Here is a 13,482-nt window from a genome sequence, read left to right on the forward strand (position 1 = left end):
GTCAAATATTATTTATACTAAGATATTATTTTTTAAGGAACCTTGTCTATCATGAGTAAAAACAAAATCTTAGATGATCAACTATGTTTTTCTTTATATTCCGTTGCGAATGCTTTAACTCGTCAATATCGGCCAGTCTTAAAGGATTTTGGACTGACATATCCTCAATTCATTGTACTATTGGCCTTGTATGACAAAGATAATATATCTATGAAAGAACTGAGCGAAAGAACACTTATCGATTCAGGTACACTTACTCCATTAGTACAAAAACTAGAGGCAAATGATTTTTTGAATAGAATGTCTGTGATTGGTGATGAGAGAATGAAAAAAGTAGTCCTTTCAGGTAAAGCATTAGAACTTAAAGAAAAAATTATTAATATTCCCAATTTGATTCGTTGCTCAATGAGAATGACTGATCAGGAGTTAAATCAACTCAAACAACTATCGCAAAGATTACTTGAGGATTTATAGATACTTTCAATTCTTCAGACGAAATGATGGTATTTTAAATCAACTGCATAATGCAAAAAGCTAAGTATTTCTACTTAGCTTTTCATTAAAGTTATTTTATTGTACCTAATCTTTTTATGACCTCTTTTCCTACCTCTCTTGGTGATTGTGGATTTTGACCCGTAATAATTCGATCATCAACAATCACATATGAAGTAAATGGAAACAAACCTTGTTTATAAATAGCACCTTTTGACTTCAAATTATCTTCAAGAAAAAATGGTACTTGTTTTTTCATTCCAGATAAGGATTCCTCTATATTAGAAAATCCTGTAACCCTACGATTAGCAATTAAAGGTTGTCCTTTTTCATCTTTCAAAGCTAGTAATCCAGCAACTCCATGACATACAGCAGAAACCACACCACCTTGTTGATAAATTTTTTCACTTAAATCTGTTAATTCGGGATTATTTGGAAAATCCCACATAACACCATGACCACCAGTAAAATAAATAGCTTTGTAGTCAGAAGGTTTAACTTCACTTGGTTTCAAAGTATTGTTAAGCCGTGACATAAAATTTTTATCTGCAAGATGAGCACGGGCTTCTTTGTCCATATAAATCCATTTTTGACTACGCTCATCCAAAGGAACTGCTCCACCTTTCGGAGTAATAAAATCCATCTCGTAGCCAGCTTTATGTGCTACATCATAAAAATGCGTCAACTCAGTGACCCAAAGCCCTGTTGTATCCTCTCGTGATGGATATTTAGAATGATTAGTCATAACAACTAAAATTCTACCCTTAGATGGTGTAACAGATTGATTTATCATGTTCGACTCGGCTGAATAGGCAAAGCTTTGTGCAAAGAATAATGCAATTAGAATGAATAATCTTTGAACAAAAGTAAAATGTACAACTTTTAGAATAGCCATAATATTTCCGTATTTGATCTTCAGAAGTCAACTATATGCTTAAAGTATACTTTAAGGTCAAGAGGGTAAAAACTACAATTTTTATATACTAAGTCCATAAAGAAAAAAATTATTTTGGTTATCATGAGGATAAAATTTAGAAAAAAGTTAAGAAAATCGCCTATGAATATCAGTCAAACTTTTGGTTGGCCAGGCTTCAAATACGCAATGAATTTATCAAATTCTTTGAAATTGATAATTAACCCGAATTGATCATCATGATGTACTATAAAATCATCAGACATAAAAAAATTGATAAACTTTTTTATGAAATGTTTAAGGATCTCAGAAACTCGTATATAACTAAAATTTGATTTTAGCTGATATCGAGGAATTTTAATTAGCTCAAGTAAAGGGCTTTCACAAACAAGACTTGCTCGTACTCGATTATTGATAGTGTGCTTAGAGTTTTGTGCAGCAATTTGTTGATCTCTAATTAATTTATCTAGAAAGTCTCTTATAGTTAATTTTTCGGGTCGCATCACTACCCCCGAAGTTCTATTTAAAACCTCACAATATAGTATATGGTATTGATAAATATGGTTTTAATTTTATATTATGTGGGCATCAGCCGCTACACAGCACTACATATTTAACATTAATTTGAAAAGTATAATATAAAAGTTCTATACTATTTTTGTTATCTTCACATGCATCACGCTACTCAAGTTCGTAAATAAAGGTTAGCTCAAAAAGTAAAAAACCCCAATCATCATAATGATTGAGGTTTCTTTCCGTAAAAACGGTTGCTTATCGTAGTGGCATGATGGTCAGTGGTCATCTACAAGCTATTTTTTGGATGGTACACTGATTACAGAAAAATCTCAATATCCATACTTATATCACGTAGCATTCCTTAAAAAATTCTTTACCTGTAATTTAGAATAAATTTTACAAGTTTAATAATTTCATCATTTTTTTTACAAGTTTAATATTAAATAATAATACTAAACTTGTTAATCGGCGTTATTAAATAATTGATTTCTTTATCTCGTGGTTTTACAAGTATAGTTAAATGAACGTTTTTATTTTGAGAATTATTTTCAACTTGTTCAAACCCTTTATCTTTCAGCATTTTCATCATAATTTCAGACTTAATATAACAATGCGCCTCTATGACTGTTTTTTGATTTTTGAAATTATTTAAAATAAAGTTCAGCAATTCTTTTGCATAACCTTTATTTTGGTATTCTTTTTCTGTAGCTATAATCCATATTTCAAACCCTTGAGTAAGTGATCGTGACAAAATGAGCACTGAAATAGGTAGTCCGTTTTTTTCATATATGAATGCCCAAGAATCAGGTCTGTTACTATCTAAGCGATAATTTTCTTCAATAATTGTTCTAATGTTTTCCTGTAATCCCATTTTTGCATTTTCAACATTATACAAATCTGGATGAAAGTAACCATTTCTTGAACCCTCCAATATATTCTTAAAAATAAATTCAATATCTTCTACTTTAGCATCTCGAATCAAATCCGTCTTATTATGATTTATTTTATTCATTCTTACTGAGAAACCTATTGATATAACCAAAAGAATTGTAAAAAAAATCAAAGCACCAATTATTGCTGATAATTGCATATTCTCTTTTAATATTAGTTCTATAAAGGAATACATAAGTATCAACTAAAAAGTAAACATGTATTCATTACCAAAACCCTTTGAAATCTGCCCAACCCAACGCTCTATTTGATCTGCCTTCATCACCTTAAAATCCCGCCAGTTATACTTCATCTGCTTCCAAACCATCTCAATTCTATTCAGCTCAGGACTATACGCAGGTAGAAAATACAAAGTCGTTGAATACTCTTGTACAAGAAGCTTGCGCCAATCTACCATCTGTTTGCTGCAATGAATCGAGGCATTGTCAACAATCAACACCAAAGGAACTTGATAGCTGCGTTTCACCTGTGCTGCTACACCCATCAAATAGGCATAAAACCAGCGACTGTTAACGGATTCCTGTAGGCAACTGGTGATCAGATGACCCGTTGACAGCAGACAACCCATCACATTAACTCGCTTTAGTCTTACAGCATCAACCGCATGAACATCGCCTATCTTTGTCCATGCATAACGGTTATCTGGCGTAGCCGAAAATCCTGTTTCGTCGACATAGCCCAATACAATTTCACCACGTGCCGCTTGCTCACGTAATGCTTCAATCTGCTGTTGCGCTTGTCCAAATGCGGTCGGGTCTCTTTTTTTTCAAGCTGTGGCGGGTGCGTTTGAAGACCATGCCTGAATCTCGCAAAAACTTGCGAAGAGTTTCAACAGACACGGACACACCGTGTTTTTCATGCAGTTTGACTCGGATTTGTTCTGCATTGAGTGGGCTTGTGTTGACCCACTCTAAGATTTGAGCCTGATAGTTTGAGGTCAGTGTATTGGGACGGCCTGAGCGATGACCTTCTTGAATCGATTCAAACTGATGTAGCTCCCAATGTCGGCGTTGTAGCCTTATGGTTTCTGGGATACGCTCTTGTAACGCAGCAACTTCGGCAACAGTTTTACCTTCGGAAAGCCAGAGAATGGTTTGGGCACGTTGTCTTTCACGCCAATGTGCTGCATGCTTGGTCAGGAGAATTAGTTGTGCACGCTGTTCTAAGCTGAGTGGGACGGTAACAATCCGTGGCATGTGCAAACATCGTTTAACCAAAAATGTCTTTTCGCATGTTTAGTTGTTTTTGTCAACTTAATAAGCCCAAGTCCCATTCAATCATATATGATAAAAATTAATTCTTACGGATTTTATTTAATATATTTTCGTTATGTACTTTTATCATTAGTGTTTACATCCTTAAAAAAACGTTGGTGTATTAGAATCATCATCTTTATTTTGCTCTCGATCTTTCTCTTTTTTAAGAATAAATGTACTTCTATTTTTAACACCCTGTGTAAATGCTGAAATTGCTAAGTTCTGTTCAGGCTTTAATAAAGGCTCTATGATATTTTCAAATACATTTTTTAACAGTTTAAAGTCCTGAGTATTCGGCTTAGGATCTACTGGATGCTCAACATAAACCTTTTGATCAGACAATGAACGCTTACATGCATAATTCCATTCATTTGAATTTACTTTATCGTAATGAATTTCATAACCTGCATCATTCGCAAGTTGTCTCATAAATACTTTTGTTGCACGGCCATTACCCTCTGGAAATGGATGTATCTCATTCAATTCAGCAAAATAGATCGTAAAATTTTCAATAAATTGATCTTTATTTAGTCCTTTGAGTCGATTTAAATTATTTATTTTTTCACTAAACTTTACCAAATTTTCATCTATTTTCTCTGATTCCAGAAAGTGACCTATTTCAAAATCACCATTCTCTGTATTCACACACAATTTAGATATATTAAAGTCTCTAAACTTGCCTGCATAATCATATAAGCGTCTAAATATCGCTTCATGAATTTTTGAAAGATGAACCTTATCATAATTACCTAAAATCGGTTCTTTATCCAATTTCGCAGTACGTGCTTTTGTGATTGAATACTCTAACTCTTTGTTAAATTCTTTTTGTGCTCTTGTCCTAACTGGTTCATTTAATATCTCCCTAGCTTCTTCGTAGAACTCATTATTTGCATCTTCATTAGAGTTTTCAGTCATATTATTTATCCTCTTGATTATTCCGCTCCCATTCTGCCATCAGGCGATCATCTTCTTCTTCAAAAGTACTTTGGCCAGTTGCAATTCTCTCAATCATTTCATTGACCCTTTTTTCTGATGCTTTTATTACTTCATCTGAGAATTCGTGTTCAACTATGCCATTTGTGTTTTTAAACGCTTCTCTAATTCGATTTGCCATGATATTTGCCTCATTATTAATTCATCTGAATTTGTTTAAATCTTTCATTAATGAAAGATTAATTTAATAGTGTATCTAACTTTTAAAATAATCAAAAGTTTGAAATTTCTGTTTGTAACTGTAGTTAAATGCCTCATAGACCTCAGAATTTTTTTCAATATTGTTAATCAGTCTTTCGTAAGTGTCGCTTTGCTGAAGTGAAGTGAATAATCCAATCGCTCCTTTCCAATAGCTTGAGTCTTTGTCTTCTTTAGTGGCAATTGAGCTATGTATTGTTTCATACCAATGGTTAGCATGTTGCTGCCCCCAAATTCCTAGATCATCAGGAATACACTCTCCAGTAACGATTTTTTCCAAATCTTGTTCATGTACATTATAAGAAATGGTTAACACCGCATTAAAATATTCATCCAATAATTTACAGAATGCTGCCAAGTGAGTTAGATCACCAAATCCACCAGAACCGACACTATCTTCATCTTTTAATTTTAGATTATGAAAATAATGGGTAACATAACGTTTATTTCCATAGTCTACAGAAGCAACAACCCTACCTGTGTTGTCTCGTATTAATCTAATTGTCTCAATCTTTATGTCGCTATATTCAGCAATAAATTTCAACTGTGATTCAATATTTCTGTTAAAGCTTTTTCTATAAACAAGATGGGGCGTAAACGAGAGATTATTTGAATTATTGCCATGTTTAAGCCAATTTTCATTAATGAAATAATATTTGCAAAAACTCTCTATTTCCTCGAATGATGGATGTACTTTTCCATCCATCCATGCGGAAACTTGAACAGGATCTTTGTGGCCTAAACTCTCTGCAACCTTTGTAGACTGCAACCCAAGCTTATCGAACACAAAATGTAGTCTAGTTAGAAACGCAAGATGATCCGCTGAGAGACCTTTAACGAAATCACTCGAAGCTCGATAGTAATTTGCACCAATGCTTATCAGACTAACGATGTGCTTAGATCTGTATCGACTACCTCCTATTTCTTCAGCCTGACTTGTAACCTCTGCTAGTAAATTTTGAGGTAAGCGTACTGGAATAGGATCAGACAATTCCTCAACTTGATTTTGCTTAGTAAGATTTTTAAAAAATTTAATGACCATCTTGTAGCCTCTATGTGTCCTTGTTTTCACTATAGTAGTGTGAAAAAACAAGGAGCACAAACTTGTTTTTATACAATGTATAAATTAATTGTTTATACATTGTATATTTTAACCCTCATTCTTAGATGATAGCCAAATTAGTAAGACTTGTAATGCAGCAAATAAAACGTAATAACGCAAAAAATTGCCTGCTACATTACCGTAAAAGAAATTATCAAGATAAAAGCTGCTGAAAAATAAAAGAACAAAACCCAAAAACGAATAGATTTTGATATGTGTAATTTTGTCTGCAACATAAGCAATAAATTGCAGCGAAATGACGAGGATCAGCTGAAGAAAAAGACACAGCTTAAGCTTTAGTAAAACACCATTATATGCTTGGTTTGCAAACAAATAGATCAGGCCTATAAGAACAATAGCAATTACACCAACCACTACTTTATAGGCTTTATCAGTAAGCAAAGGGTTCTGAATTCTTAAAGTATTTATGTTCATTTTTAAAGATCTCGATTAGCTTGAAACTTTTTTAGACAAGTCTGGTTTATTTCTTGCACCCCAATACTTAGATCCACACTCACAGATCCACATTTCCCATTTTTTTCCATCTGTTGAACGTTTTCCTGATTTTTGGCTCAGTGTTTTATTACATTCAGGACAAGTGTGATCTTTTGATTTTGAAGAAACTGTTGCCACATTTGTTTTAGATGTATCGACTGATCCTATAGACTGTGAACCAAGTTGTTCTTTTCTCTTAGCATATTGAGCAAAGTCTGGTTCACCATTTTCAAGCATTGGATATGAAGCACGACATTTATTGCGCTTGTTAAAGAAACCTGAACAGCCAAAAAATTTACCTTTAGCTCCATTCATAATGATCAATGATTTACTACACTCGACACAGTTGAATGGCGTAACATTATCTTCTTTGTCGATAGCCTTACCGTTCTCATTCTTCATGTTATGTCCACAAGCCAAGTTAGAGCACTTAAAGTATGTTTTCTGACTTGCTCCAGTGAGGAGAACTAAAGCTGACTGACATTTACTACAGTATTGAGTATTAGGATCTTGTTCTAACAACTTTGAGGCGTTTTGAGCTTGAGCTAAAATGGTCTGATGAGCTTCTTTAAGTAGTCTTTGACTGATGTTCTCGCCATGTGCAATTAAATCCAGTTGCCCCTCCAATCCCGCAGTATAGGTGAGATTGCAGAAGTCAAACTTATCTGCGACTTTGGCACTTAACCGCATGGCTAGATCTGTTGCATGTAGTTTATTTTTATTGTCGGTTACTACATACCCATGCTCGATAATTTTTGAAACGATAACAGCATAAGTAGATGGTCTACCTATATCAGAATCTTCCATAAATTTAATTAGACTGGCTTCAGTATGTCTTCTTGGTGGTTGAGTAGATTTATTATTAACTTGTCCAGATGTCGCCCTAACATCAGCTCCTACTGTTAATAATGGAACAGGATTGTTTAGTTCCTGCTCATCTTCTTTAATATCGTCCTGTTCATTTTCAGAGAAACTTGTTTTTGCTGTAAGACGCAGCCAACCTTGATCTATCAATTTACGGCCAGTTGCTTTAATAAATACATCCCTATTTTCAATTTTCTGATCTGCTACGAGTCGTACCGATCTTGAAGTATAGGTTGCTTCTTCCATTTGACTTGCCACTGCACGTAACCAAATCATTTGATACACTTGCTGTAAAATAGGATCTTCTGAAATTTTGGATATATTTATATCGGTCGGACGTATAGCCTCATGCCCCTCTTGGGCATTTTTTTTAGCTTTGAATTTTCTTACTTGTGCTAATACAGGTAACTTATGTTTTAAAGCAAAGGCTTGTATCATAGAAAATGCGTCATCACTAATATTTGGTGAGTCAGTTCTGTGATATGTAATATGGCCATCTTCAAAAAGTTTTTGTGCAATTTTCATTGCTTCTTTTGGTTTTAACTTACATTGAACCTGCGCAGCCCGTAGATAAGTTGGCGTAGTAAAGGGAGCAGGTGGAGAACTTTTTACAGGTTTTTCTTCAAAGGAAATGACATTAAAGTTTTTAAGTAAAGCTATCTTTTCAGCAATCTCTCTATCCATAAAATATGGATTGCTCTTTTCCACAAAGTTTTCTGTTTCCCAATTTGCTGTCCATTCATCAAATAAAAAACTAACTCCAAAATGATGAACACTTACAAATGATTGTATCTGTCTCTCCAGATCAGCAAGGTAAACAACAATACTACTTTGCACCCTACCTGCAATTTGTCTTTCACCACAAAGTACAGTAAAAACTGGTGTTCCAACATAGCCAATTATTCGATCAAGAAATCTCCTTGCCTCTTGAGCTGCTACAATCTTCATATTCAAAGAACGAGGATTATCAAAGGTTGATTTCAATGCTGCTTTGGTGATTTCGTTAAACGCTACACGAAAAGCTCTTTCTTTACACTTGAGAACTGTCTGAAGATGCCAAGCAATTGCTTCACCCTCTCGATCATCATCTGTAGCCAAATAAACATTTTGAGCATTTACAGCTAATTTTTTTAATTCAGCTACACGTCTTGCACCACCATCACTAAAAACGTATGTTGGAGTATAATTTTCGGTAAGGCCGAAGCTATCAGTTGGTAAATCACGAATATGGCCAGAGCTATAAGAAACTATAAACGAAGATTTTCCGTATAGTTGATCGAGATAGGTTTGGACTTTTGAGACTTTATTTTTCGACTCAACAATAACCAGATTTTGAGCACTCATATCTTTATCCTTTTTACAGTCACCAGTGATCTGTAGTTTGTTGATAGGTACGGCTCTATAATAGCAATTATTTTTTGAATATTACTATTTTTTAAAAAATTTAGATTGTCGGACAAACACTAGCCAAAATTCCCACTTTAGCCTGTTTTTAAAACCTGAATATATAGTAGTATTTCTTACTGTTAAGATGATCAGCACTAGATTTATAAAATTTGATCACTTTTTTTCATAAGGAAAGGATATGACCACTTCAACATCATTTAGTCCAATCAATTATTTGATTGATCTAGATACTGAATATGAAGCTATGAAAAAAGCATTCTATCAGTCCGTTGCTGCCACCAAAGCAATGAATGCTGGACGCATCAATGGGGCGTTGAGTGAATATGAATGGCATCCAAGCGTTTTTCTACCTAATTTCTTATGGGTGGATCTCGTAGAACCATTCATGACAAGCCTATTGTTAGATAGCAAACATAAGTTGTATACGCCCTATTTCTTTAATTTTATCGTTCATTTCACTTGGCGATATAGCAAAAGTATTTATCGTTTTGATGATTATACTTTTGAATGCTTAAGTACAAGCACCGCAGGGAAATTTTTGGATTTTAGACTTTTACTAAATTTACCAGAGGGTAGTTTATACATAGATTTTGAAAAACCATTGGATTTACAAGGTAAAACAGTGCATGGTTTTCATGCGATCTTAAATTTTCAAGAAAAAACATTAAATACAATCAAAAATAAATCCCCTAATCAACTAATCATACTATTGAACACGCATAATCCTTTTAGTAAATCATCACTACAGTCCTTAGAGCCACTACCAGTAGTTATCTTCGATATTCATCGATCAGGAAAAATAAGTCAGCAAATTTCATATATTAATGGCATAAAATATGAAACAAAAGACGAGCTTAACGACCATCTATCTCCTTATATTTCCCTATTGACTGCACTTTGTACAGATGAAATTGAAATCGATAATTTTTCTAAGAATTCAGTGAAACCTGTTGTTAAGCAGAAGCCATCTTATAAAGACAATGAGAATCTATTTTGGAGCAAAGGGAAAGGAGGAACGTACCATGCTACATCTCCAACAAATCCTAAAAACTGGAGAGTTGGTATAACTTATGGAGTTAATTACAGACAAGCTAGATCCGCACAACAGATCGCAGAACAAAGTAAAGCAAGATTAATTGGTCTTCACTGGACAACACATATTGTTGATTTTGAAATCAGATTAAAACTAATGCCTCCAAAACTTTCAAATGAAAATCATATACATGAGCAGTTGGAAGAATTTCTGCAACACTATGATTTCGCTGAAAACTTATAGACATTTCAATTAATATGTTCACAATTTATTTGCTGTATAAAATTTATGAATGACGGAAATTGTTAGTTTGTGCTAATATTTGTTATAATCAGCACACTTGTTGTAATATACATACAGATCTGTATATTTAATTAAACAGATCAATTAAATCTGAGAAAAATAATTTCGTGAGTCTCATTTCGTTACCTATAAGGAGTCAGCTTGCTGCTCATACATGGGAAACATAAAAATATGCTTGAGGGTGTAGGTGGTATGATTTTCAGTGATAAATTCGGAACTGTAGACCCGATAGTTGGCTGCCAGTTACCGAGAATCATCATTTGTTTAAATGAAGATAAACTTAGACCTGTTGTTAGTAATATCTTCTCCCTTACGAATTATTGCGAGAGCCAATTAAAAGAAAGATACCAGAATTGCATAATAACAGTACTAGCCACCTCCCCGAATGATATTAAAATTTCACCTGATTCAATAGTTGAAAGTTCGATTTTACACGTTGGCTTATTCAACATATTCAATATCCAAAATGCACACTACTATACTGAAAATCAAATTACTATTGAAGTAAATGCAGCTATCAAACGCTTCACTCAGCAACCAGTTAATACATTAAACAACAATATTGATAGCATCGGCCAAAAGCTTTCTAAAATGCTTGTAGTATCCACAACAGTTAATGATCTATGTGAGAACAACCTGTTTAAAGATGGAGAAACTATCAGCTGCTTAGATCACAAGGGTAACCCACTCGTATTCAGTTCAACTGGAATGCCGACCGCTGTCGAATTGGGATATGCTATATTTAATGCTGATGGTGAGATCTTAAGTGTTTTACATGAAAGTATCACACCCAATAAACTTATAGATTTTTTAACTTGTTTGCATAACATGCAAAATACGGTAGAAAGTCATTACTCTAAATTTATGTCATCTAAAGTCATGTCCTTTCTAAATGGAAAAGGTTCTTTTAGCGATTGTGATGATATTGATTACGCAAAAGATGTTTGCAAGGATCTCCTCGATCGTTTTGAAACTCAGATGAATGAAATCGTACCAAGTAAATATTTTAGTAGCTCTCATAACTTAAAACATTTAATTGACATCCAGTTTGGAAAATCAATTAAATATTCAGTGTTAGATTTCACTTCTGAAATTCAGGATTTCTGTAGACTTCGAGATTAATTCGAATATCTATACAAAGTCTGGCTTGTGCCAATAATTAGCCTCAACAAGCAAGATTCATAACGCATTATAAAGCTGCAACTTTGGAATTATAGTTTTGCTTTTTTTCTTCTTTGGTATGGTTACTCATAATTGATAATAATTCTAAAGTTTCATGTAATGTTATTTTCCCATCCACTTTAATTTCTTTAATTTTATTATCAAAGTCTGAATATAGTTTCATTCTTGAATAGTCTGGATCATTGGTAAGGTTATTTAGCGTCTCGGCATCAAGTTCCGAAGTTCTCAAATAACGATCAATACATGCTATATATGCTGTTTTATCGATATTTTCAGTAGATGACATTGCATAATAAGTTAAGTTTATAGCCTTTTCCTTTTTCTCAACATCCTCTTTTGATATAGAAAACAAGCTCTTGCAATTACCCATTACCGCATAATCAACACTAAGGCTTAATGGGTTAATATCAAATTCTTTATCATCAACAGTATAATTTTTAGAGAGTGAAGAATAATTACTTCTTAGATGATTGTAATATATTTCTTCTGCTATATCAGACTTAGCAGAATCCAAGTCAATACCGAAAGGATTAAAACATCCAGACAACAATGTAGAAAAAATGATAAATGATATTGAATTTTTTTGATTTAATTTCACTTGAATGCCCTTTGTAAAATATTTTTAAATAACTTCTGCTTCTCGAATGTCCTCAAGTATTCCTCTCAAATCAAAAAGATTAATCTCTTTTAATTGAGCTTCATTTTTGATATTCATTAGAATGTTCATAAAGCCACAGAACATCATTTTTGGCATTCGTCTAGCTGATGGATCAGAAAAATCCTTAGTCCAAGCTTCAATTCTTTGAACATCAATCGTAAGTCCTTGCTCATTAAATAACTGAATTAGCGTATCTGGATCTTCATTTAATTGCGTTAGTTCTAGCAAATGTCTGAATATATGATTAAACGTAATATCTGTAGATTGTGTAGACAATTTTTTCTCCAAGCACATAAATTAGTTAGGATTAATTCCATTCAACTCTAGCCACTTTTTCCACTGCATCGAATACTCTATTAGACCCTTGTTTTTAAGAGTTCCATTTCGATATATTGCATTCAACTGAGGTGTCCAAGAATGATAAGCAGCAGCCTTTGTCCAGAAATCAGCAGATCCATTTGACTGAAGACGGCTTCTCAATACTCTAGCTGCAAGTGTTGCATTCAGGCATCCATCATGACGAGCAAGATTCATATCTATATTACTAAACATGCCCCCTGCTCTGAAATGTTGAGTATTGATCTGAAAATGCCCTAAGTCATTAGACGCATTGATCTGACCATTCTCTCCACGTTCTTTACTTTGAATACCAAGCAATACAAACAAAGGTACTCCCTCGCTACGTGCTGCTTGTATTACACAATTTAAAGTAGCCTTTCGGCCTGCTTGCGCTTGATATTGATTTGATTGAGTTTGCAGAGGTTGCTGTTGAAAATTTGCATAATTCACCTGTTGTGGTTTTTTACTATTCACCAAATCTACAACCCAATTATTTTCTTCCCTTTTAACCTTTTGAGATTCAATTGCTTGCTCACTGGTCGAATTACCCGTATAACTCGTAGATCTGTAAGCAGGTCTAGAAACATCGATCTTTTGATTAAAAGAGACATTACTTATTGTTGGATTAATATTATGCGCTGAAACTGGTTTAGGTGAGTTATTTAATTGGTTAGCGTATTGCCCAAGTTGATCAGAACTTAATTGTGGTACTTTACTAAATACCGAATTTGAAAAAAAGGAAATTAAACATAAACAAATTAATTTTGAATTAGACATACT

The 13,482-nt window shown here is 33.7% G+C and carries 15 protein-coding genes; 3 read left to right on the forward strand and 12 right to left on the reverse strand.

Annotated elements, in window-relative coordinates; translation table 11 throughout:
* Positions 1 to 51: 51 nt before the first annotated feature.
* On the forward strand, positions 52 to 474 hold the full coding sequence (locus tag ABLB98_RS14425) for a MarR family transcriptional regulator (protein ID WP_348883338.1): 423 nt from the start codon (positions 52 to 54) through the stop codon (positions 472 to 474).
* Between the two features lie 91 nt (positions 475 to 565).
* Here the strand turns inward: ABLB98_RS14425 and ABLB98_RS14430 are convergent, their stop codons facing one another.
* From ABLB98_RS14430 to ABLB98_RS14470, 9 genes are all read right to left on the reverse strand, one after another.
* Positions 566 to 1,381, reverse strand: coding sequence for a type 1 glutamine amidotransferase domain-containing protein (locus tag ABLB98_RS14430; protein ID WP_348883358.1), 816 nt, complete (start codon positions 1,379 to 1,381; stop codon positions 566 to 568).
* A gap of 979 nt (positions 1,382 to 2,360) precedes the next feature.
* Positions 2,361 to 3,011, reverse strand: a complete 651-nt coding sequence (locus tag ABLB98_RS14435) for a GNAT family N-acetyltransferase (protein WP_348883337.1) — start codon at positions 3,009 to 3,011, stop codon at positions 2,361 to 2,363.
* A gap of 45 nt (positions 3,012 to 3,056) precedes the next feature.
* Positions 3,057 to 3,596, reverse strand: coding sequence for an IS630 family transposase (locus ABLB98_RS14440; protein WP_112987680.1), 540 nt, complete (start codon positions 3,594 to 3,596; stop codon positions 3,057 to 3,059).
* A complete protein-coding gene (locus ABLB98_RS14445; RefSeq protein ID WP_004677047.1) occupies positions 3,592 to 4,068 on the reverse strand; it encodes a helix-turn-helix domain-containing protein in 477 nt (158 codons plus the stop codon). The genes ABLB98_RS14440 and ABLB98_RS14445 overlap by 5 nt, the downstream gene beginning before the upstream one ends.
* Positions 4,069 to 4,230: 162 nt before the next feature.
* A complete protein-coding gene (locus ABLB98_RS14450) occupies positions 4,231 to 5,043 on the reverse strand; it encodes a Fic family protein (protein ID WP_044424396.1) in 813 nt (270 codons plus the stop codon).
* 1 nt (position 5,044) lies between these two features.
* Positions 5,045 to 5,242: a hypothetical protein gene (locus ABLB98_RS14455; protein WP_044424397.1), complete on the reverse strand. Its 198-nt coding sequence runs from the start codon at positions 5,240 to 5,242 to the stop codon at positions 5,045 to 5,047.
* Between the two features lie 75 nt (positions 5,243 to 5,317).
* On the reverse strand, positions 5,318 to 6,361 hold the full coding sequence (locus ABLB98_RS14460) for a transcriptional regulator (RefSeq protein ID WP_052501251.1): 1,044 nt from the start codon (positions 6,359 to 6,361) through the stop codon (positions 5,318 to 5,320).
* 108 nt (positions 6,362 to 6,469) lie between these two features.
* On the reverse strand, positions 6,470 to 6,856 hold the full coding sequence (locus ABLB98_RS14465; RefSeq protein WP_240016344.1) for a hypothetical protein: 387 nt from the start codon (positions 6,854 to 6,856) through the stop codon (positions 6,470 to 6,472).
* A gap of 15 nt (positions 6,857 to 6,871) precedes the next feature.
* Positions 6,872 to 9,124, reverse strand: a complete 2,253-nt coding sequence (locus ABLB98_RS14470) for a DNA topoisomerase (protein WP_348883336.1) — start codon at positions 9,122 to 9,124, stop codon at positions 6,872 to 6,874.
* Positions 9,125 to 9,365: 241 nt separating this feature from the next.
* Here ABLB98_RS14470 and ABLB98_RS14475 point away from each other — a divergent pair, with 241 nt between their 5' ends.
* Positions 9,366 to 10,463, forward strand: coding sequence for a hypothetical protein (locus ABLB98_RS14475; RefSeq protein ID WP_240016345.1), 1,098 nt, complete (start codon positions 9,366 to 9,368; stop codon positions 10,461 to 10,463).
* A 201-nt stretch (positions 10,464 to 10,664) separates the two neighbouring features.
* Positions 10,665 to 11,645: a hypothetical protein gene (locus tag ABLB98_RS14480; protein WP_240016415.1), complete on the forward strand. Its 981-nt coding sequence runs from the start codon at positions 10,665 to 10,667 to the stop codon at positions 11,643 to 11,645.
* Between the two features lie 67 nt (positions 11,646 to 11,712).
* On the opposite strand, the gene ABLB98_RS14485 is transcribed toward ABLB98_RS14480, so the two are convergent.
* The 3 genes from ABLB98_RS14485 to ABLB98_RS14495 are packed head-to-tail and all read right to left on the reverse strand — an operon-like array spanning position 11,713 to position 13,479.
* Positions 11,713 to 12,303: a hypothetical protein gene (locus ABLB98_RS14485; RefSeq protein ID WP_240016352.1), complete on the reverse strand. Its 591-nt coding sequence runs from the start codon at positions 12,301 to 12,303 to the stop codon at positions 11,713 to 11,715.
* A gap of 24 nt (positions 12,304 to 12,327) precedes the next feature.
* Positions 12,328 to 12,639: a DUF1456 domain-containing protein gene (locus ABLB98_RS14490; RefSeq protein WP_155393329.1), complete on the reverse strand. Its 312-nt coding sequence runs from the start codon at positions 12,637 to 12,639 to the stop codon at positions 12,328 to 12,330.
* Between the two features lie 21 nt (positions 12,640 to 12,660).
* Positions 12,661 to 13,479 (reverse strand): transglycosylase SLT domain-containing protein, encoded by an 819-nt coding sequence (locus ABLB98_RS14495; protein ID WP_240016354.1) that lies wholly within the window; start codon positions 13,477 to 13,479, stop codon positions 12,661 to 12,663.
* Between the last annotated feature and the right edge of the window lie 3 nt (positions 13,480 to 13,482).

Origin of the sequence: Acinetobacter yuyunsongii (assembly GCF_041021915.1) — a bacterium.
In the GTDB taxonomy this organism is placed as follows: Bacteria; Pseudomonadota; Gammaproteobacteria; order Pseudomonadales; family Moraxellaceae; genus Acinetobacter.